This window comes from Deinococcus roseus, from assembly GCF_014646895.1.
GTDB lineage: Bacteria > Deinococcota > Deinococci > Deinococcales > Deinococcaceae > Deinococcus_C > Deinococcus_C roseus.
In genome coordinates this window covers 1-20,625 of sequence record NZ_BMOD01000041.1, presented here as the reverse complement: position 1 = coordinate 20,625, position 20,625 = coordinate 1, and the positions used below count along the sequence as shown (strand labels likewise).

At 57.1% G+C, this 20,625-nt stretch carries 19 protein-coding genes and 2 tRNA genes; 8 read left to right on the top strand and 13 right to left on the bottom strand.

Features of this window, described 5'->3' with window-relative positions:
* Window positions 1-2 precede the first annotated feature (2 nt).
* Window positions 3-674 (bottom strand): TetR/AcrR family transcriptional regulator, encoded by a 672-nt coding sequence (locus tag IEY52_RS24995; protein ID WP_189008880.1) that lies wholly within the window; start codon window positions 672-674, stop codon window positions 3-5.
* A 159-nt stretch (window positions 675-833) separates the two neighbouring features.
* On the opposite strand from IEY52_RS24995, the gene IEY52_RS24990 reads away from it, so the two are divergent.
* A complete protein-coding gene (locus IEY52_RS24990) occupies window positions 834-1,820 on the top strand; it encodes a hypothetical protein (RefSeq protein WP_189008877.1) in 987 nt (328 codons plus the stop codon).
* Here the strand turns inward: IEY52_RS24990 and IEY52_RS24985 are convergent.
* Both IEY52_RS24985 and IEY52_RS24980 read right to left on the bottom strand, forming a co-directional pair.
* Window positions 1,801-3,114: an RsmF rRNA methyltransferase first C-terminal domain-containing protein gene (locus IEY52_RS24985; protein WP_189008873.1), complete on the bottom strand. Its 1,314-nt coding sequence runs from the start codon at window positions 3,112-3,114 to the stop codon at window positions 1,801-1,803. The two genes, IEY52_RS24990 and IEY52_RS24985, sit on opposite strands and share 20 nt — an antisense overlap.
* Window positions 3,115-3,359: 245 nt before the next feature.
* On the bottom strand, window positions 3,360-4,373 hold the full coding sequence (locus tag IEY52_RS24980) for a Gfo/Idh/MocA family protein (RefSeq protein WP_189008870.1): 1,014 nt from the start codon (window positions 4,371-4,373) through the stop codon (window positions 3,360-3,362).
* Window positions 4,374-4,612: 239 nt separating this feature from the next.
* On the opposite strand from IEY52_RS24980, the gene IEY52_RS24975 reads away from it, so the two are divergent.
* On the top strand, window positions 4,613-5,623 hold the full coding sequence (locus tag IEY52_RS24975) for a DNA topoisomerase IB (protein ID WP_189008867.1): 1,011 nt from the start codon (window positions 4,613-4,615) through the stop codon (window positions 5,621-5,623).
* A gap of 297 nt (window positions 5,624-5,920) precedes the next feature.
* Window positions 5,921-7,225 (top strand): PQQ-dependent sugar dehydrogenase, encoded by a 1,305-nt coding sequence (locus tag IEY52_RS24970; protein ID WP_189008864.1) that lies wholly within the window; start codon window positions 5,921-5,923, stop codon window positions 7,223-7,225.
* 63 nt (window positions 7,226-7,288) lie between these two features.
* On the opposite strand, the gene IEY52_RS24965 is transcribed toward IEY52_RS24970, so the two are convergent.
* The 3 genes from IEY52_RS24965 to gatC all read right to left on the bottom strand — a co-directional run bounded on the left by IEY52_RS24965 (window position 7,289) and on the right by gatC (window position 9,657).
* Complete coding sequence (locus IEY52_RS24965; RefSeq protein ID WP_189008861.1) at window positions 7,289-7,888, bottom strand: hypothetical protein; 600 nt, start codon at window positions 7,886-7,888, stop codon at window positions 7,289-7,291.
* A 142-nt stretch (window positions 7,889-8,030) separates the two neighbouring features.
* Window positions 8,031-9,296, bottom strand: a complete 1,266-nt coding sequence (serS, locus tag IEY52_RS24960) for a serine--tRNA ligase (RefSeq protein ID WP_189008858.1) — start codon at window positions 9,294-9,296, stop codon at window positions 8,031-8,033.
* Between the two features lie 76 nt (window positions 9,297-9,372).
* The gene (gene gatC, locus IEY52_RS24955) at window positions 9,373-9,657 is read right to left on the bottom strand and encodes an Asp-tRNA(Asn)/Glu-tRNA(Gln) amidotransferase subunit GatC (protein WP_189008855.1); all 285 of its coding nucleotides are present in this window, start codon (window positions 9,655-9,657) and stop codon (window positions 9,373-9,375) included.
* 106 nt (window positions 9,658-9,763) lie between these two features.
* On the opposite strand from gatC, the gene IEY52_RS24950 reads away from it, so the two are divergent.
* Window positions 9,764-10,525 carry a DsbA family protein gene (locus tag IEY52_RS24950; RefSeq protein WP_189008852.1) on the top strand — a complete coding sequence of 254 codons (762 nt, stop codon included), beginning with the start codon at window positions 9,764-9,766 and terminating at the stop codon, window positions 10,523-10,525.
* A 186-nt stretch (window positions 10,526-10,711) separates the two neighbouring features.
* Here the strand turns inward: IEY52_RS24950 and IEY52_RS24945 are convergent, their stop codons facing one another.
* From IEY52_RS24945 to IEY52_RS24920, 6 genes are all read right to left on the bottom strand, one after another.
* A complete protein-coding gene (locus IEY52_RS24945) occupies window positions 10,712-11,776 on the bottom strand; it encodes a pyridoxal phosphate-dependent aminotransferase (RefSeq protein WP_189008849.1) in 1,065 nt (354 codons plus the stop codon).
* Window positions 11,777-11,887: 111 nt separating this feature from the next.
* A complete protein-coding gene (locus IEY52_RS24940; protein ID WP_189008846.1) occupies window positions 11,888-12,418 on the bottom strand; it encodes a DUF402 domain-containing protein in 531 nt (176 codons plus the stop codon).
* A gap of 137 nt (window positions 12,419-12,555) precedes the next feature.
* Window positions 12,556-13,278, bottom strand: a complete 723-nt coding sequence (gene ubiE / locus IEY52_RS24935) for a bifunctional demethylmenaquinone methyltransferase/2-methoxy-6-polyprenyl-1,4-benzoquinol methylase UbiE (RefSeq protein WP_268239764.1) — start codon at window positions 13,276-13,278, stop codon at window positions 12,556-12,558.
* Window positions 13,279-13,320: 42 nt separating this feature from the next.
* Window positions 13,321-14,364 carry a M20/M25/M40 family metallo-hydrolase gene (locus IEY52_RS24930; protein WP_189008842.1) on the bottom strand — a complete coding sequence of 348 codons (1,044 nt, stop codon included), beginning with the start codon at window positions 14,362-14,364 and terminating at the stop codon, window positions 13,321-13,323.
* Window positions 14,365-14,425: 61 nt separating this feature from the next.
* Window positions 14,426-16,180 carry a GAF domain-containing sensor histidine kinase gene (locus IEY52_RS24925; RefSeq protein ID WP_308425029.1) on the bottom strand — a complete coding sequence of 585 codons (1,755 nt, stop codon included), beginning with the start codon at window positions 16,178-16,180 and terminating at the stop codon, window positions 14,426-14,428.
* 144 nt (window positions 16,181-16,324) lie between these two features.
* Window positions 16,325-17,065 (bottom strand): RNA methyltransferase, encoded by a 741-nt coding sequence (locus tag IEY52_RS24920; RefSeq protein WP_189008839.1) that lies wholly within the window; start codon window positions 17,063-17,065, stop codon window positions 16,325-16,327.
* A gap of 133 nt (window positions 17,066-17,198) precedes the next feature.
* Between IEY52_RS24920 and IEY52_RS24915 the strand changes: the two genes are divergently transcribed.
* Window positions 17,199-17,909, top strand: a complete 711-nt coding sequence (locus IEY52_RS24915; RefSeq protein WP_189008836.1) for an alpha/beta fold hydrolase — start codon at window positions 17,199-17,201, stop codon at window positions 17,907-17,909.
* 157 nt (window positions 17,910-18,066) lie between these two features.
* The gene (locus IEY52_RS24910; protein WP_189008833.1) at window positions 18,067-18,567 is read left to right on the top strand and encodes a type 1 glutamine amidotransferase domain-containing protein; all 501 of its coding nucleotides are present in this window, start codon (window positions 18,067-18,069) and stop codon (window positions 18,565-18,567) included.
* Window positions 18,568-18,624: 57 nt separating this feature from the next.
* Here the strand turns inward: IEY52_RS24910 and IEY52_RS24905 are convergent, their stop codons facing one another.
* Entirely contained in the window at window positions 18,625-20,013 is a 1,389-nt protein-coding gene (locus tag IEY52_RS24905; protein WP_229684975.1) for a glycogen synthase, read from the bottom strand.
* A 330-nt stretch (window positions 20,014-20,343) separates the two neighbouring features.
* Between IEY52_RS24905 and IEY52_RS24900 the strand changes: the two genes are divergently transcribed.
* Together IEY52_RS24900 and IEY52_RS24895 are read left to right on the top strand one after the other, a co-directional pair.
* Window positions 20,344-20,416 (top strand) — tRNA-Ile (locus IEY52_RS24900).
* A gap of 5 nt (window positions 20,417-20,421) precedes the next feature.
* Window positions 20,422-20,496 (top strand) — tRNA-Val (locus IEY52_RS24895).
* The last annotated feature ends 129 nt before the right edge of the window (window positions 20,497-20,625 follow it).

The window sequence follows — 20,625 nt, the reverse complement described above, 5'->3', positions numbered from 1 at the left end:
TTTTAGCCCTCGGCCCTCTCTTGACCTTGAAACGCGCTTGCAGGACGGCCTGCTTCGCGCTGGTCGCTCGGCCCTCGGCCCTCGGCAATCTTTTCCCTCGCATTCCCCCCCGTCAGCGTCTGGGCCAGTTGCAGCAAACTGTCATCCAGCCCTTCCAGATCTGGTGTGTCTGCCGGGTCCAGCAGGCGTTGCAGGGCCAGTCCGTCTGCCAGGGCCATCAGCAAGGTGGCGATGGTGCGGCTCTGGGTGGGGTTCAGGGTGGTGGAGGCCTCCATTTCGGTGGTGATGCGGTCCCGGATGGTGCGGTACACCCCTTGCAGGTCGCTGCGGATTTCTGCAGAGTGCTGGCTCTGGGCGATGGCCTCGTAGCAGGCGTAGGACATGGCCCCTTCCTGTTCGAAAGCAGCCAGATAGGTGCGGATTCCAGTGGCAATGAAGGTGCTGTTGCTGGTTTCGGGTCGCTCACGTTGCAGCACCGGGGCAAGCCAGGTCTGGTAGCCGTGCAGCAAGGCGGTGTTCAGCAGTTTTTCTTTGGACCCAAAGTGGTACCCGATGGAGGCCAGATTGGTTCCCGAGGCAGCCACCAGGTCACGTGCTGTGGTGTTGGCATAGCCTTTTTCTGCGAGGCATTGTTTGGCGGCCTCGATCAGGCGTTCCCGGTGGTTGCGGTTCATCTTGCAAATTTTAGCAGACTCTGGCATCCTGAAATCAGGAATTTATACAAACGTATAGTTGGAAGCAGCAATTAAGCAAGATGGCTTACTCCCAACGGAGGAGGAGCCCCTTTTCAGGCAGGTGCATACTGAAGAAAAGATGCACCATTGGAGGCCTTTATGACCAGAACCATGACCCAGCCGCAGACCATTTCCCCCCCCAGTGCCCTCGACTGGATGTTTGTGCTTGCCAGTTTCTGGTTCATTGCAGGGCTTTACCTGGACGGCTGGGCCCACAACAACCTGCCCGGACTGGAAACCTTTTTCACGCCCTGGCACGCAGTGCTGTATTCGGGCTTCTTTGCCGCTTTCGTTTGCTCTGCCTACGCGTTCTGGCAATCCAGAACCCGCCCTGAACTGCGGGCCTACCGCCTGAGTTTTTTCGGTGGTCTGGTCTTCATTGCTGCAGGGGCCATGGACATGGTCTGGCACACCCTGCTGGGCATTGAGGCCGACATTGCCGCCCTGCTCAGCCCTCCGCACCTGATTCTGGCCACCAGTGCCTTCCTGACCATGTCCGGTCCTGTGCGTGCGGCCTGGAACCAGCCCAAACCCACCATCACAGCGCTGCTGTCTCTGGGGGTGGTGTATGCCCTGCTGACCTTCTTCACCATGTACGCGGTGCCCATGCTGGACTCTGCAGGCATTGATGGCGGCTGGCAAACCAAATCCAACGGTGTGATGGCTGTCCTGATCAGCTCTGCCATGATGTCCGGTGTGGTGCTTTACTTCATGCGCCGCTGGAAGCTCTCCGGGGGCCATCTGGTCCTGATGCTGCTTCCTGCACAGCTTGGACTGGTTTTTCAGGGACGCTTTGATGCCAGCGTGATACAGCTTTACTACCTGACGGTTGCTGTCAGTTTGCTGGTGCTGGAAGTGGCCCGCAGCATCCTGCAACCCAGCACCCAGCGTGTTGCGGCCTTCCGCACCATGGCTTTCCTGATTCCAGCGGTGTTCTCCCTCACCTACTTCCTGGGGGTGCTGCTGACCGGACACATGAACTGGGAATTCCACCTGTGGGTCGGAGCGGTGTTCGGGGCCGGAGTGATGGGCCTCCTGCTCTCCTACCTGACCCTGCCCCCTGCCATCACGCCCGAAGTGGCGTAGGTTTCAGGTTCCCCCGTTTCACCACACCCCAGGTGAAACCCACCCCTGCAAAGTGCAGCCAGTGCCACCCGTCTTTTGCATCCACAGGCACACTTTCACCAAATTCAAGTTTGAATGCCTCAGCCGTTCCCACCTCCAGGGGACGGCTGACCTGTTTTAAATTCAGGTGGTGGGCAAGGGCCTTGGCGGGCACAAAGCGCTCGAATTTCACCTCTCCCAGGTAAATGCCCGGAGCAGGGGCTTTCAGTCCAGCCAGACTGGGCAGATGCTCCCGGACCAGATACAGGTGTCCTGCACGCTCAATTACCACACCGTCCAGTTCGCCCTGCAGATGGGCTTTTCTGAATTCCTCCCAGGCTTTCAGGCTGGGTTTGCTGACTTTTGCATGCTCCTCGTAAGTCACGTCCCCCTCTTCACCATCTGTGCGGATCAGTTTTGCCATGAAATGCCCCTCTCCCCGCAATTTGTGGGGAAAGAGTCGGGCCGCTTCAGGCAAACCAAAGCCAGCAGAAAAACTGGGGTGCAGGTGGGCAGAGGCCAGCTGAAATTCGGGATGCTTCTTCAGAAAACCCTCAATGACCTGCTCGTTCTCCTCTTCAGAAAAGGTGCAGGTGGAATACACCAGGGTGCCCTCAGGAGCGGTCAGGGCAGCCGCCTGCTCGATCAAATCCTGCTGCAAGCGCCCCAGACGCTCAGGGGTGCTTTGCCGCCATTCAGAGAGGGCTTCAGGGTCCTTGCGGAACATGCCCTCCCCAGAACACGGCGCGTCCAGCACCACCACATCAAAAAGCCTTTCCCACTTGCGGGCAATGCGGTCCAGGGGATTGCTCAGCACCGTGGTTCTGGCCCCCCAGCGCTCCACATTCTCCAGCAATCTGGGCACCCGGCTGGCCGTGAATTCATTGGCCACCAGCACCCCCTGCCCCTGCATGAAACTGGCCAGATGGGTGGTTTTGCCCCCAGGAGCAGCACAGAGGTCAATCACCCACTGGCCTGGTTTTGGTGCGGCCAGCTCTGCAACCGCCATGGCGCTGGGTTCCTGCAAATAAAACCCCCCTCCCAGAAAGAAAGGATGGGCACTGGGCCTGGAGGTGCTGGCATAATAATGCCCCCAGGGTGTCCAGGGCACCGGACCTTCCAGAAAAGGCAGGCTTTGCACCTGCTTGGGGGTCAATCTGGCGGGGTTGATCCGCAGTCCCAGTGCCCTTTCCTGTTCCAGGGCTGCCCGAAATTCGGGGTACTGCTGGCCCAGCAGGCGCTGCATGCGGGATTCGAAAGCCTCGGGAAGGTGCACGTCAACAGCATAAGGGATTGCTGGGGTGAAAGGCCTGAGGACCCATTGCCGAGGGCCGAGAGCATGGTCTGGCATTCAGACATTCATGTCAAGTCTGAAAGATCCACTTGAGATTCTCCTCCTGTGATCGAGAAGAAGGCAGAGAACATGGAGAGGTGCATCGTTCTTACAAAATGTTGGGCTTCCTGCAAAGCGAAAGCTTTGGCTTCCAGGTTTGCCCTCGGCCCTCGGCTCTCGGCAAATCTTTACAGCAACACCTTCCGCCCCGTTCTGGCACTTTCCAGTGCCCCAAACACCATTTTCATGCTTTTGATGTTGTCGGTGCAGACGGTTTCTGGATCGCGGTTTTCAAGCAGGGCCTGGAACATTTCGTCCAGACAGCCAAAGTGGCCTTCTCTGCCCTCCCAGGTGAATTTTGCCTCCATTCTCTCAACGTCCCGGTGGAAAGCCTGCTGTTCAGGGTCTTTGACCCCCTCGGCGTAAATTTGAGGACCATCCCAGATGGCACTTCCCAGGCTGCCCATCACGCGCCACTGGGCTTCCCAGGAGGTTTGCACCCCTTCTGCGCACCAGCTTCCGTTGTAGGTGAAAACCGATCCATCGGACATTTCGAAGATGCACACTGCTGCAGCATTGCCCTGGTACCAGGAACCTTTCGGGTTGAATTCCTGGCAGTACACAGACACCGGATCGGCCTGCAAAATGAACCGTGCCTGATCGAAGGTGTGGATGGCCATGTCCAGGATCAATGGACTCTCCATGGCATCCCGGAAGCCTCCAAAGTGTGCCCCGATGAAGAAGTTGGCGGTGGCAAATCCGGGGGTGCCGATTTTTCCAGAGTGCACCAGATCCCGGTAGGCCCGGATGGGTTTCAGGTACCTGCGGTTTTGCATGATGGCGTAAGTGCGACCTGCCTGCTGTGCGGCGTCCAGCATGGTCTGGGCATCTTGCAGCGAGGAGGCCATGGGTTTTTCTCCCAGCACATCACAACCTGCAGCAAAGGCGGTGAGGGCGACCTCAAAGTGGGCGTCCGGGATGGTGATGTCCAGCACCAGGTTGGCATCCACCTGTTGCAGCGCATCTGCAAGGCTGCTGAAGGTGGGGCAGGAGAGGCTGTATTTTTCCTGCATCTTCCGGGCACTCTGGGGAAACACATCCACCAGGGCCACAATTTCGGTGTCGGGTCTTTGCAGGGCGTATTCCACCCAGGTCTGGGCCATGCCGCCGCAGCCTGCAACAACAATTCTGAAGGGTTTCATGGGATGTCCTTTCGGGGAAGGAGAGGATGCGGGACAGGTTTATCGAATCGATTCTCCAAGTTTAGAGGTGAACCATCGTCAGGTTAAGAGACCTGTCCTGATCCTGCAAGCAAGGTCTATACAGGAGCAACAAACCCAGATTTCTGGAATCCACAAAACACTTTCCCAGATCACTTCCTTCAGAATCGGACATCTCTTACAGCCTGTCTGTGAAAGCGGGGCAAATACTGGGCAGTACCATGACCACCCTCACCCAGGAATTGCAGGATTGCTATTACCGCAGAGAAGGACACACGCTGGAGGACTTCAGGTATTTCCTCCCCGAAGGCGATCCCCTGATGGAAGAAGAAGAAATTGCCCGCCTGAACGCTCTGGGCATTCCTCCTGCCTACACCGATGTTTTTGTTTCGCCAGACCCTGAGGCAGCGCTGCAGGCTTTTGGTCGGGACAGGGCTGGACGTTTGCAGTACCGCTACCACAGCGATTTCATGCAGAAGAATGCCGAGGTCAAATGGAAACGGCTGGGCAAATTTGCAGAGGCCCTGCCCGCTCTGCGCATGGAAACGGCCAGGGATCTGCGCAGAACCACCCTGCATCCCAGAAAAGTGCTGTCCCTGATGACCCGCCTGCTGTACATTGCCCGTTTCCGGGTGGGCTCGGATTGTTATGTCCAGCAGCACAAAACCTATGGTCTGACCACCTTGCTGAAAAGGCACGTGAAGATCGAGGGAAGCACCATCGAGTTCAAATTCAGGGGCAAACACAGCATCTGGCAGCACAAGGTCACCACCGACCAGACACTGGCCCGCAACCTGGAGCGCCTGAAAGCACTTCCCGGAGCGTTCCTGTTCAAAGCCGAAACCGAAAATGGGCTGGTGCGCATTCAGGCCCACGACCTGAACGCATACATCCGGGAGGTGATGGGTCCTTTCACTGCCAAGGATTTCCGCACCTGGGGTGGGACCTTGCTGGCGGCAGAGTACCTGTCTCAGGTGGGATTGCCTGAAAGCGAGCGACAGGCGCGCAAGAACCTCACCGAATGCGTGAAGGTGGTGGCAGCAGATCTGGGCAACACACCTGCTGTGGTGCGGGGGCATTACATCTCTCCAAAGGTCTTTGATGTGTACCTGGAAGGCCGCATTCTGGATGACTTCAGGGTCAAAAACCAGATCAACAGCGAAGAGCACCTGACGGCATCTGAGCAGGCTTTGAAGCGGCTGCTGAGGGCAAAAACCCTGTCAGGGCAATGATTCTTGAGGTTCTCAGGTTTTGCTGAGGGTTTTGCCAGCAGGGAGCGCTGGTGAGGGACCAGGGCCTGGAAAAATGCAGGTCAACAAAGACAAGTTGCAAGAACCTTGCCGGGCTGCTGGGAACTCAGAAAATCCTCAGCAACATTAAGCATTGCGGTTTACATTGTGAAGTGCTTTTTTCATACATTTACATGATCTGCTGAGGTGTGTAGTAAAGAAGTTCAACATTAAACACTGGACATTGAACACTGGCACTTTCCCAAAACACACAAGCCCAAAACACACAAGGAGCCCAAAATGAAAAAACTTCCTGCACTTGCTGCCCTGCTGACCTTCAGCCTGCTGGGATGCCGCATGATGGCCTCGCCCAATCCACCTGTACTGGTGTCCACCCAACTGGAGGTGCCCTCTGGCCTGAACACCGCACCCTTCAACCAGGCCCGCACCCTCAACATTCCCAGTGGCATGAAAATTCAGGTGGTGGCCCGTGTGAAAGGGGCCCGCTTCCTGGCTGTCACTCCAGACGGCAATGTGCTGGTGTCCCAGCCCAAAGAAGGCAGCATTTCCCTGGTCCGTCCGGGGGCTGCTTATGCCACCAGTGCCTTCGTGACGGGCCTCAACAACCCGCATGACATGGTGTTCACCCAGATTGAAGGCAAAACCTACCTGTATGTCTCCGAGGCAGGACGCATCAGCCGTTCGGAATACCAGAACGGTGACCTCACCCGCAGGGCCATGGAAGTGGTGGTGGATGGTCTGCCCACCGAACCCCTCCCAGATGAAGACAATTACCGCCACATCCTCAAGAACATCGCCATTGGCGGGGGCAAGCTGTACGTGGATGTGGCCAGCTCCACCAACGAGGACCCCCGCGACCTGCAAACCGATCCCATTCGGGGAGCCATTTACCAGTACGATCTGGATGGCAAAAACCGCAAATTGTTTGCCACGGGCATCCGCAATGCGGAAGGACTGGCTTTTGCTCCAGACACTGGAGACCTCTGGGCGGTGATCAACCAGCGGGATGACATGCAGTACCCCTACCACAAGGACTTTGATGGAGACGGGTCAGACGATTACGGCAAGGTGCTCCCGGATTTTGTGGACAACAACCCGCCCGAGCAATTCATCAAAGTGAAAGAGGGCGGAGATTACGGCTGGCCTTACTGCAACCCGGTCCTCAACAGCACCACGGGATACCAGAACATGCCTTATGTTGCAGATGTGACTCGCAATCCCGACAATTCGGTCAAGGACTGCAACACCATGACCCCCACCGACATGGGCATCCAGGCCCACTCTGCGCCGCTGGGCCTGACCTTCTGGACCGGAGCCAGTGTGCCTGAAGGCTTCAAAAATGGAGCTGTGGTGGGTCTGCACGGCTCCTGGAACCGCCAGTCCTTCACCGGGCACAAGGTCAGCTTCTTCCCCTTCCAGAACGGACAGCCCACCGGAGAACAGGACCTGGTTTCTGGCTGGGTGACGGACGCAGCCAACAAGGTGCGCTGGGGCCGTCCGGTGGACACTGCACCTCTGTCAGATGGCAGCCTGCTGATTTCCGATGATGAAAGCGGTACGGTTTACCGTCTGTATCAGCCCTGAGGTTGCTGGATCTGAAGTTGCTCTGGCTGTGCAGGAACATCCTGCACAGCTCTGTTTGTGGTTTTATTTTCTGTTCTGGGGGGTCAGGTCCCGAAAGTAAGTCCGGCTGTGCATCAGGAAGGCAAAACCTGCCGCCATGACCACCATGGTGATGACCCCCACCGGAAAATAGATGTGGCTGTTCAGAAAGGACAGGGCTGCAGCAATCAAAAGCAGGCCGCCCAGAAAAGCCCTGCGGCCCACCAGTTGCCAGTACAGGAACAGTGTCACCAGGGAACCCAGCAGGAAACTCCACACCCCGATCTGACTGAGGGTGTTTCCCGTGTCAAAGAGGGCAGAGACCTGGGGGGCATCTGGAGCCATGTTTTTCTGCACCATCAGGCCGGTGGCAATGCCTGCCAGCACATCCAGCGCTCCGTAATAGAGGATGTAAAAGAAGCCCATCACCCGGATGGCCCAGGCAGAAACCCCGGGAATGCCAGAGGCAAGCCACCACAGATTGACGCCCAGCATGGGAAAAAGCAGCAGCAGAAACAGATGCAGGGTGGTCCAGGATTGGGCATTCATCCGGGTCAGTTCATGGGGATGAAACACCCCCAGCAAAGCCAGCAGGAGCGGAGACAGGGCAATCCCGACAACGGGCCAGATGCTCTTTTGACTCATGCTTTCATGATGTCACGTTTGCTGTGTCCTGTCGCAGGGCAGAGAAGACAGGAAGAAGACAGGGAAATCACCTGTAGACAGCAAAAAAGTGTAGGCAGCAAAAAAGACGGGCATTGGCCCGTCTTTTGAATGGAAAAGAGAATCAGCCAATCTGGGTTCTGCCGCCCAGGAAAGGCTGCAACGCTGCAGGAATGCGGATCGAGCCGTCTGCTTGCTGGTGGTTCTCCAGAAAAGGCACCAGAATGCGGGGGCTGGCAATCCCGGTGTTGTTGAGCGTGTGCGGGAACTGCATTTTGCCTTCCCTGTCCTTGTACCTGATGTTGGTGCGGCGGGCCTGCCAGTCGCCCAGGTTCGAGCAGGAGTGGGTTTCGCGGTATTTTTGCTCGCTGGGCACCCAGGTTTCGATGTCATACATCCACACTTTGCCTGCGCCCATGTCTCCGGTGCAGTTCTGGATCACCCGGTAGGGGAGTTCCAGCGCTTTCATCAGGGCCTCTGCATTGGAGAGCAGTTTGTAGAACCATGCCTGCGATTCTTCGATGTCTCCCCTGCAGATCACGTACTGCTCGACCTTTTTGAACTCATGCACCCGGATCAGGCCTTTCACATCGCGGCCTGCCGAACCTGCTTCACTGCGGAATGCACCCGAGATGGCCGCGTAAGTCAGGGGCAACTGGTCTTCAGAAAGCACCATGTCCCGGTGCAGTTCGTTGGCAGGCACTTCGGCGGTTCCGGCCAGCATCAGGTCCTGGCCTTCCACTTTGTACACCTGATCTTCACCGCCAGGGAAATGCCCGGTGCCTTCAAATGCCTTGCCGCGCACCAGGGCAGACAGGCCCATGGGGGTGAAGCCCCTGCCAGACAGAAAGGTCATGGCAAAATTCATCAGGGCCATTTCCAGCAGCACCATGTCGCCCTTCAAAAGGTAAGAACGGCTGCCCGAGACATTGCCCACCCGGTCAAAGTCTGCCCAGTCTTTCTGTTGCAGCAGGGTGATGTGGTCCTTTGGCTCAAAATCAAAGCTGGGAAGTTCACCTTCACGGCGCACTTCCACGTTCTCTTCATCATCGCGGCCCACCGGTACGCCTGCAAGGGGCACATTGGGCACTTTCAGCAGCAGGAGGCGCAGTTCTTCCTGTTTTTCACGCAGGTCGGCTTCCAGGGTTCTCAGTTCCTCCCCCAGGTCCTTGCCTTTCTGGATCAGGGCAGGGCGCTCTTCCGGGGAAGCCTTGGGCACCAGTTTGGCGTTCTGGTTGCGTTCGGCCTGTCTGGCCTCCACGGTTTTCTTCAGTTCGCTGAGCTGCTGGTCTGCGGCCAGCAGCTCAGCGAGGTCCAGGTTCACACGTTTCTGCTTGATGGCTTCACGGACGGTTTCGGGGTTTTCTCGGATGAATTTCAGATCAAGCATCTTGATTCCTATTCAGACACAAAGGATGCAAGAGTGCATCCTCTGGAGGGCTTAACTCAGGTTGCTTAGGGCTGGCTTACTCAACCACACGGGGAACTTTGAAGAAACCCTCTTCCTGCTCGACAGACACGCCCATGGCGGTTTCATGGGTGAACATGTCGCCCACCACATCGTCCCGGAAAACATTCACCAGATCGATGGGGCGCTGCATTTCTTCCACACCCTCGGTGTCGAGTTCCTGCAGTTTGTCAAAGTAGCTGAGGATCTTGTTCATTTCAAGCTGAATCTGCTCGGTTTCTTCCCCACTGAGCTCCAGTCGGGCCAGTTTCTTGAGGTGCTCCATCTCGGCGGACGTGATCATGGAGAGCATTATATAGCGGTCAGCACTGGACTTTCAGCCATCGGCAAGACAGCCAGTGGATTGGGGGTGCAGAATCCTGTCAGGTCCGCAGGTCTAGAATGCCGATATGCCAAAAATGATGCAGACCGAGTATGGAGAATGGTATGTCCCTTATAAACCAGGTGTCCTGAGAAACCTGATGGGCCAGAGCTGGTTTCCCTACCTTTGCTTTTTCATCGGTCTGGCAGTGTTTGGCATGGCTGCTGCAGTCACCGAGGGCATCTACAAACGCAAAGACCTGATCCAGACCCGCAAACACCTGCTGCAGGTGCTTCCGGTGCTGGGAAAACGCACAGCAGCCGTGCAGGTCATTGAATTCACCGACTACGCCTGTGCTTTCTGCTCTGAAGACCATTTTAAATTGCAAAAAACCCTTCAACCCTACATCGACAGGGGAGAGGTGGCCCTGTTCACCCTCAACATCCAGAAGCTGGGTCTGGCAGGAGCACTGGGAACCCGTTTTGAGTACTGCATTTCCAGACATGATGCAAATCACCTGCAGCCTTTCATGGACCGGGTGTTTCAGAACAACAACGATGTGCTGGATGCAAAGCACTACCAGCAGCATTATCAGCAGACAGGCGGCACCCGCAGCAAAGAGGTGCAATCCTGCCTGAACAGTCCAGAAGCCACCACTTACCAGACCAACCTGAAAAGATACGTGGAAAAACTGGGGGTGCAGGGCATCCGGGTCAGTTATGGATCCGTGGCTGTGCAGGACCATGTGATGGGTGATGTGCGCGGTCTGGAACGCTGGGTGCAGGACACCGTGACACAGAACGGAAAACTTCCCGCCGAATTTCAGCGGGAAGCCCAGCGACTCTATTGACAGGGGCTCTACAAACCTGCATGGACCTGCTGGCTCAGAGGGGGTTGCCTTCAATCGCATTGGGGATGCGGTACTGCGAACAATTGTACAGGTTGGTGACTTTCAGGGTGAATTTGTAGGGGGAGGCAGGATCAGATTTGACGAAAAGGTGCTGTCTCCTGGGTTGGTGTGTGCAAAGCAGTTCGGTCAGGCGGTCTGAACCTGTAAGGCTGCCTCCAGGAAACGGTCGTTCTCCTGCGGGGTGCCCACAGAAACCCTCAGGACCCCTTCCAGCATGAACCCACTGTCCTGCCTGCGCACCAGAACCCCGTGTTTGATCAATTCCTGGTAGGCTTCGGGGGCATTGGGGGTGCGCACCAGAAAGAAATTGGTGCTGGAAGGATACACCGTCCAGGTGGGGTGGGCTTGCAGGGCTGAAACCATGCGGTCCCGCTCTGAACGCTGCTCATCGGCAATTTTCTGCACGTAACCGGGGTTTTCCAGGGCCACTTCCACGGCCACGGTGGTCAGGGCATTCACATTGAATGCCGAAATCACCTTCTGGAGTTCGGTGGCGAGTTCTACGCTGGTCAGGGCATACCCCAGACGCAGACCGGCCATTCCCCAGGCTTTGGAGAAAGTACGGATGACAATCACATTGCCGTATTTCTCCACGGCATAACGGAAGTCGTTCCCCCCGAACTGGTAATACGCCTCATCAATCACGCTGAGCCAGCCGTGTTCTTTTGCCACTTCCAGCAAAGCCTCCACCTCTGCAACGCTGTCCAGTTTTCCGGTGGGAGCGTGTGGCTCGGTGATGTAGAACAGGCCAGGGCCACCTTTCTGCAGCTCTGCTTTCAGGGCTTCCACCGGCAGGCTGAAATCAGGATTGAGGGGCACCAGGGTCAGGTCAGACTCCAGAATGCTGGCCTCTAAGGTGTATACCGCAAAGGTGGGTTTGACAGTCAAGACCTTCTGGCGCAGTCCGGCCAGAGAGGTGAGCTGATGCAACAGCACATTGCTGCCCGGAGTCACCACCACCCCAGCAGGATTCCAGTTCTCAAATTTGCCAATGGCCACCTTCAGGCGGTCTGCATGCAAATCCGGGTAACGGTTGAAAGGGGTGTCCAGAATGCGCCTTGCCACCTCCTGCTTGAGGTCAGCAGGAAAGTCATAAGGGTTTTCGTTCTGGTCCAGTTTGATGGGAACGTCTATGGCTTGAAAAGGATAGGCGGGCGTGTCTTTCACCGATTTGCGGATCGACTGCGTCATGGGCAGATTCTAACCTGATCTGCCACAGCCCTGACAAGGAAAACGTCTTGTTGATCCGCCATTGCACCCAGTCTTGACCCGGTTCAGCCTCACTGTTCTGGCTTAGTGGGGTCAGGAAGAACGGGACAGCACAGGTTCTTCCTGCCAGAACAACTCGATTCCCTCAGAGGCCAGCCAGGCGTCCAGATCATGCCCAAAAAGCCCCAGGTTGTTGAGGGCACGGTGGGCGGTCATCAGGGCATACCCGGCGCTCTCTGCAGAAAGGGTGCCATCCTGCACGGCATGCAGGTACTCATCGGTGTCCAGGATGCGGGCATGGCTGCCCTGGTACACCAGCAGATCCAGGTAGTAATCCTCGGTGCACCACTGGTGCCCTTTGTGCTGAATGCGCATGACATCCAGGTAGTAATCGTGGGTGTGGTCGCCTCTGGCCTCATCGTGGTAGTGAAACACATTCACCTGCAAGCCCAGACGGGGAATCAGGTGGGCTTCCCAGTACTGGATTCTGGGGTGGTGCTGGAACCGCCGGGCCACATAAAGCCCGAAGTCGGTCTGCTGGTAATGGTCCACAGGACGCACACCTTTGGGTTCGGTGTGCAGGTACAGCAGGGTGTCATGCAGGCTCACCTTGATGGGATGCATCTTTCCAGTATAGGGAAACCCCCTAATTTCTCGATCTGCACATTGAGCAAAATCCCGGCAAATGGGTCATCTTCCTCAGCAGCGGTGTTTTTGGGCACACACAAAGCCAGAAGTTGTCTGAAAAATCAGCCCTGAAATCAGCGCTTGACACCCACATGCACTGCAGCCAGCCCAAAAGTCAGCGCCTGATAGGAGGTGGAAAACCCAGTTTCCTCCATCATCTTCCTGAGTTTTTCAGGATCAGGAAAAGCCATGATGGATTCGGGAAGGTAGGTGTAGGCGTTCTTCTTGCCCGAAACCAGTGAACCCATGAAAGGCAGCACCGTTCTGAAGTAAAAACGCACCAGACTGCCAAACAGCCCTTTTTGCGGTGGGGGGAACTCCAGAATGACCGCCCGGCCTCCGGGTTTCAGCACCCGGTGAAATTCCTGCAAACCGCGCTCAAAGCTGGCGAAATTGCGGAACCCAAAAGCGCAGGTCAGGGCGTCAAAAGACTGGTCTGCATAAGGCAGGCTCAATGCATCCCCTTCTTCCAGGGTGATGTCGATGTGCTGCTGTCTGGCTTTCTGGCGGCCCACCTCCAGCATGGCAGGCACAAAGTCCGAACCAATCACTCTGGCACTGGGCAGGGCCTTTTTCAGCATCAGGGCAAAATCAGCGGTGCCGGTGGCCACATCCAGCACCGTGGCCGGACGGTTCTGCAAGGCCAGCTGGGTGGCGGTTTTGCGCCACGACTGGTCCACGCCCAGGCTCAAGAGGCGGTTGAGCAGATCGTAACGGCCAGCAATGCTGCTGAACATCTCCCGGATCTGCTCGGGTTTCTCCTGGGACTCACCCACCACAGGTTTGACGTCTTTCACGAGGCTTAGCCTAGCACAAGAAGCCGGGACGAATGTTGATCCTCACCGAATGAAGCTGTAGTCCTGAACCCCCAGCACATACTGGGCAATCAGTTCGATGGTGTTGTCCACATCATCCAGGTCCACAATTTCATTGGGAGAGTGCATGTACCTGGATGGGATGCTCAAAACCGCACCTGGAACCCCGGAGCGCACCAGATGGATTTCGTCTGCATCGGTGGCGGTGTGGTTTCTGCTGGCACTGAGGGTGAACTTCAGTTTGTGCTGGCTGGCCGCATCCTGTAGTCCTTTTGCCACTGTTGGATGGATGAAAGGCCCCACCGTGATGGCGGTTCCACTGCCAAACTCGCTTTCGCCGTATTTCTTGGCATTGACCCCCGGAGCCTTGCTCTCGAAGCACAGATCCACGGTGAAGGCCAGATCGGGATTCAGGCCATAAGCAGCCACCCTGGCCCCCCAGGCCCCGATTTCCTCCTGGGTGCTGGCCACCGCCACCACTTTCTCCTGCACCCCCAGTTCCTTCATGCGCCTGAGGGCTTCCAGCACCACATAAGCCCCGATGCGGTTGTCCAGGGCAGGGGAGATGATTTTGCGCCCGGAAAACAGCACGGGTTGCTCCACACGCCCAGGAGTTCCCACTTTCACGCGGTTTTTGACTTCTTCTGCAGGCAGGGCAGCATCCAGCCACAGATCATCAATTTTGCTGGCTTTGGAGCGCTCGTCTGCATCCATCAGGTGGATGGGTTTCTTGCCCACCACTGCAAGCACATCTCCACCTTCAGCGAGCAGCCGGATGCGCTGTCCCACCAGCACCTGGGGATCCCAGCCTCCCAGACCCTGAAAGGAAATCAATCCTCCGTCGTCCACATGGGTGACAATGGTTCCAATCTCATCGATGTGCCCCGAAAGCATCACGGTGTTTTTGCCCTCTGGATTGAGCACTGCAAAGGCGTTGCCATAACGGTCTTTGTAGGTCTGGTCTGCAAAGGTGGCGGCTTCCTGCAACCAGGCCGAGGTGGCCCGTTCTTCGTAGCCAGATGGCCCAGCGGTTTCCAGCAGGGATTTCAGGAAAGTGATGTGGCTCATTGGGACCAATATAACCCGTCAGGTGCACAAAAGGTGTGCTTAAAGCCTGTTTGATGGTCCTTCACTGGGCGGGCAAAGTCACCGTCACCGTGGTGCCCTCTCCAAGCTGGCTTTCAATGTGGTGGGTGCCTCCACGGGCCTCAATGCGCTCTCCCATCTGCTTCAGGCCCAGACCTCCTGCAGTGGTGACCCGTTCTCCCACCTGGGCAGGATCGAAACCCTTCCCATCGTCTCCCACCATCAGGGTGACGGTGGCTCCGGCCAGCAAGGACACCCACACCCGTCTGGCCTGGGAGTGCTTGGCCACATTGTTGAGGCTTTCCTGCAAAATGCGGAAAATCACCGCCTCATCGCTGGGAGAAAGCTGCACCTCCCCCTGCACATTCAAATCGGTGAGGATGTTGTGCTGCTCTCCAAAATCCGTGACGTACTTCTTGACGGTCTCGGTGAGTCCAAAGCGCTCCAGATCAATGGGTCTGAGGGCAAAAATGCTGCGCCTGACCTCCTTGATCTGCTCCCGCAGGGTTTGCTTGGACAGCACAATTTCACTGCGGGCCTTCTCCAAGTCTTTTTCCAGCAGGCGCTCAGCCAGATCCAGTTTGATGGCAGTGAAAGCCAGGCTCTGCGCGATTCCATCGTGAATCTCACGGGCAATGCGGTTGCGTTCCTCGTTGATCGCGAGTTCTTCGGAGTACAGGTAAGCACGGGCATTGCGCACCGCCAGGGTGGCCTGATTGCCCATCAGGGCCAGCAATTGCACCCCAGGTCCCTCCAGAGGTGCATTGTGCTGGTAGGCCAGCACCAGCACCCCCTCCAGGTGCTCCCCTTCCAGCATGGGCACCCCGATGGCATGTGAGGCCTCAGGGAGCATGGTCTGGGCAGGTGCGTCAGTGGTCATCAGGGGAATGCGGGCCTCTGCCACCTCACGGGCAAAAGTGCTGACCGCTCCACCCTGATGGGTCCGGCCTGCGAAATCCCTGGCCCACACCAGCCTGAGGACCCCATCCTGATCCATCAGGTACGCAAAGCCTGCCTCTGCAGCGCTGCGCTCCATCATGCGGGTCAGCACGCTTTCCAGCAGGCGGTTCATGTTGCGCTCCGCCCGGATGGACTCATCCACCTGATACAGCGTCATCAGATCACGGGTGCGCTGCTGCGCCGCTTCGATGGCCGTGCCCACCTCGCCAGAAAGGGCCTCCACCAGGGTGCGCTGCTCGCTGGACATCTCCAGATCAAATTTCAGGTAAGCCCCACCCACCAGGGTGCCAGAAGAGTAAAACGGCACCGCAATCAGGATGCCCTGCTCTGCGCCCCGGTGCTCGATCACCCTGGGGATGTCCCGTGGAAAGATCCCTGGATTGCTGTGCAGGGATCCGTCTTCCTCAACCACCCGGTACACATTGCCAGACAGGATCAGCATGCCCGATTTTGCCCCGGAAGCCTGCACCAGACCTCTGGCAGCCACATCCAGCACCTCTTCCAGATCGCTGGCCTCTGCCAGACGCTTGATCAGCACCTGTACGGTGTCCAGTTCCTTGTAGAGCCTCGCCTGCTCCAACTCCATTCTGGCCCGCACCTTGATCCCTTCCAGAATCCAGGCAATGGTGAAATAGGTGGTGATCGGCCCCACTCCGCCATAAAACAGCAGTCTTGCAATGGTGGCATGCGGCTCCACCCACAAACGCATCAGGGTCTCAAACCCCAGCACCAGAATCAGAATCAGTGGCGGCATCACATTGCGGGCCAGCCGCACACTGCGCGACAGTTGCTCGGGTTCACTGGCCGGATGCAGGAAATCCAGGGGTTTCATGGTCATTGGGGCTCCCTTCCGGAGGCCGAGAGCCGAGGGCACAGGGCCGAGGGCAAAAAATGCTCTTGCTCAAGCTTTAGGGATTTGACATGCTACCGAAGCTTTTGCACAGTACGCTCTCGGCTCTCGGCTCTCGGCTCTCGGCCCATCTCAATCCTCAATGATGAACTTCTTGCTCTTGGCGGCCCACAAAGCCTGCGCCCACAGGCCGCGCAGCATGCGAATCTGGTCTTCGGTCATGCGGGCCTGATCGAAGACCTTGCGCATCTGGCGCATCTTGTGTTTCAGACGGGGCTGATCGGTGTAGTTCACCTTCAGAATGAAGTCTTGCAACTGCTCGTAAAAGCGCTCCATCTGCTCTCTGGGGGCCAGATCGGTGGCCTCTGTCACAGGCACCGGGACGGCACCAGAGCTGCGTTCTGCTTGCAGAAGCTCATAGCAGCAGAGCAGCACAGCCTGAGCAAGGTTCAGAGACGCATAATCCGAGGTGGGAATGCGCAGCACCGACTGGCAGCGGGCCAGTTCATCGGTGGTCAGGCCCGATTCTTCACGGCCAAAAACCACACCCACCTTCTGAAACGCAGCCAGCATGGGTTTTACCTCAGAAGGAAAGATGGGTTCGGGCAGATCGTCCCGCTGGCGGGCTGTGGTGCCCATCAGGAAATCCAGGTCTGCAGTGGCCTCTTCCAGGGTGGCAAAAATGGGGGCCTGACGGACCAGTTCTTCTGCATGCACGCTGAAAGCAATGGCTTCGCTGTCCAGCACGTTGCATCTGGGGGCCACAATCCGCAGATCGTTGGCACCCATGTTCTTCATGGCTCTGGCAGCAGAACCGATGTTACCGGGGGTTTTGGGGGAAACGAGGATCACGCTCAGGGCAAAAGCCGACATGGGAAGAGTTTACAGTCTACAGTTCACAGTGAACAGTTTGGATGTTTTCTTTTCTCTGTGAATGCCGGGGATGCCCAGAGCAATGTTTGTTCAGATGCTGTGACCTGTAAACTGTGAACTGTAAACTCAGATCATGATTCTGCTTTTGCATGCTTTTCCCCTGAACAGCCAGATGTATTCCCTTTTGCAACAGGAACTTTATGACGCCGGGGAGGAGGTTTTTGCCCCCAACTTTCCCGGTTTTGGAGGCCAGCAGGGCACCCTGGATTCCCTGGAAGGACACGCCCAGCAATTGCTGAAAGCCCTGCCTCAGGAGGGCGTGGTGGGTCTGGGGCTCAGCATGGGAGGGTATGTGCTGATGCGCCTGCTGGCCCTGGCTCCAGAGCGCTTCAGTGCGGCCATTTTTGCCAACACCCGCATGGGACAGGACACCCAGGAGGGCAGGCAAAAACGCCTCACCATGGCCCAGAAAGTGCTGGAGGAAGGCACCCAGGTGGCCCTGGACGCGATGCTGCCCGGTCTGGTGGGAGAAGATGCTCCCGAGGACATCCAGGACAGCGTGAAAACCATGATCCTGCAGGCCAGTCCTGAAGGGGTGGCAGCAGCACAACGCGCCATGGCAGACCGTCCGGACTCCCACGAAGCCCTGTCCAGATTGAACATTCCTGTGCTGGTGATTGGCGGCAGCGAGGACACCCTGATCCCTGAAGAAGCGGCCAGAGAGATTGCAGAAGTCACAGGGGGCAAATACGTGGAACTCAAAACCGCTCACCTCAGCAACCTGCTGGACCCCGATGGATTCAATGCTGCAGTGCTGGAATTTCTGGAGGATGTGCGGGGCTGAGGTTTCTGTTGTGAGGGCGCAGCGTGGTGTGACCTCACAAACCCAATTCAGATTTCTTCCGCAGGGCGAGGCATGCCTCGCCCCTACGGGTGCTTTTCCTCATCCCCTCTAAACCTCTCAGGCAACTTTCCCCCTTGCCCTGTAAAATGGTCCCTGTATGAAACTGATTGGCATTCTGATCGAGGACTACTTTGACGAGCGTGAAGTGATCTACCCTTACTACCGTGTGCAGGAAGCCGGTTTTGGCGTGGTGGTGATCGGTCCCAAAGTGGCCACCTACCATGGCAAGACCCCTTTCACCATCGATGCGACCATCGCTGCGGAAGATGTGAAGGCCGATGACCTCGCGGGCCTGATTGTTCCTGGTGGCTTTGCCCCGGACCGCATCCGCCGCCACAAGAGCATGACCAGCCTGATCCATGACATTGATGCCCAGAAGAAACCCCTGGGTGCTGTGTGTCACGGTGGCTGGGCCCTGATCAGCGCCAAAGTGGTGAAAGGCCGCACCCTGACCGGGTTCATGTCCATCCGTGAGGATCTGGAGCATGCCGGAGCCAATTACCTGGAGGAGCGCGTGGTGGTGGCTGGCAACCTGGTGACCGCGCAGCACGTGGACGACCTGCCTGGATTTGTCAAGGCTTTTGTGGATCTGTTCTGAAAGCAGAAAAACACCAGAAAGGGCGCAGTCATGCGCCCTTTCTTTTTCAAGAGGTGTTCAGTCTTCCAGGAGGGTCCGGTACAGCGCGATGTATTCTGCAGCGGCTTTCTCCCAGGAGAAGTCCTGCTTCATGCCTTCCTGGGCACGGTACTCCCAGGCTCCCCGGTCTTCGTAGACCCCACGGGCTTCTTTCAGCACGTTTCTGAGGGCCTGAGGGGTGGCATCACGGAAGCGGAAACCCAGATGGGGAGGAACGGTGTCATGCAGCCCTCCGGTGTCCCTCACAATGGGAACGGTTCCGTAACGCATGCTGATCATCTGGCTCAGGCCGCAGGGTTCAAAACGGCTGGGCATCAGGAAAGCATCCGCACCCGCGTAAATGCGGTGGGACAGGGCTTCTTGCATGCCAGACCTGAACTTGAACGAAGGCACGTGCTCATCCAGCACCGTGAAAATCCCTTCCAGGTTGGCATCTCCGCCCCCCAGAATCAGCAGGTTCCAGTCCTGCAGCAGTTCCTGCAGGAAAGGCAGGATCAGATCCAGGCCCTTCTGGGTGGCCAGACGGGTCACGGCAGCCAGGATGGGTTTGTCATCAAAGCCGAATTCCTGACGCAGTGCATCACGTGCAGCCTGTTTGCCTGCATAATCGCTGAATTGCACGATGTCCGGGTCTGTTCGGGGGTCCCAGCGGTCGGTGTCCAGGCCGTTCAGGATGCCGCGCAGTTTGCCCTGATACTGGCTCTGCCGGAGGATGCCGTCCAGTCCCTCGCCGTAAGTGGGGGTGGTGACTTCCTGGGCATAGGTGGGAGAAACGGTGGTGACCACATCGGCGTAACGGATGCCTGACTTGATGTAATTGACATCCCCAAAGAACTCCACCCCATCTGGATGCACCAGATAAGAAGGAAGGTGCGTCCAGGACAGCACATCCTGTGGGTTCCAGCGGCCCTGGTGTTGCAGGTTGTGGATGGTGAAAGCCGTGCTGATGCCGTGCAGCCTGGGATGGGGCGCAGCGTACTGGATCATGGCGGGCAGCAGACCCACCCCCCAGTCGTGGGCGTGCAGCACATCCACATGCGGCAGATGCAAGAGGGCGTGCATGGAGGCCAGACAGAAACGGGCAAAACGCTCCGGGTCGTTCTCATAGCCGTACAGTTTGGGGGTGTGCACCAGCGGAAAGTTCAGGAAGTAGTGGCTGACCCCATCCAGCACCACCTGACCCAGGTTGACATTGCCAATTCCATGCACATGAAAGGTCTTGATCACTTCAGGTGGGTGGGGGGTCTGCAGGGTTTCGTACCAGGGGCTCAGGGTGCTGGACGTGTGCCCGTGTTTTTGCAGGGCGTAGGGGAGTGCTCCGGCAACATCAGCGAGGCCTCCAGTCCTGGAAAAGGGAAACACTTCAGTGGATACGTGCAGGACGTGCAATTTAGAATGCGGCATCATTCATCCTCGCTTTGTGGAGCTTTGTGGAGCTTTGAAGGGTTTTGAAGAGCTTTGAAGGGTTTTGAAGAGCTTTGAAGGGTTTTGTGGAAAGCCCATCTTTCCAGACTTGACTTCTAGTCAGGGTACGCCAAATGTGAGCAAAAACCAAGTTGGGTTTCAGACATCTCATGGCCCATGAATCCCTGGTGGATGCCTGAAGGGAATTGCTGACTGGAACGCTTCTGGCCCGGATGGCTGTGGTTTTGGGGCTGTGCACCCTGCCAGAAATTTGACTTTTGTCCGATTTGATGCTACTTTGATTCTCGCCTGCGAGCGCTGGCGTTTTGACCCGGGCTCTTAGCTCAACGGTCAGAGCAGTCGGCTCATAACCGATTGGTTACAGGTTCAAATCCTGTAGGGCCCATTTGGGGGCGGTTAGCTCAGCGGTAGAGCACTCGCTTCACACGCGAGGGGTCACGTGTTCAAATCACGTATCGCCCACCACCAGAGACTGTGAAAGAAGAAACCGGAGACGCAAGTTTCCGGTTTCTTGAACTTGCAACCCTTTTGCACACCTGGAGAAGAAGGATTATCCTGACTGCCGATTCTCAAAATCCACAGGGGACAGGTGAC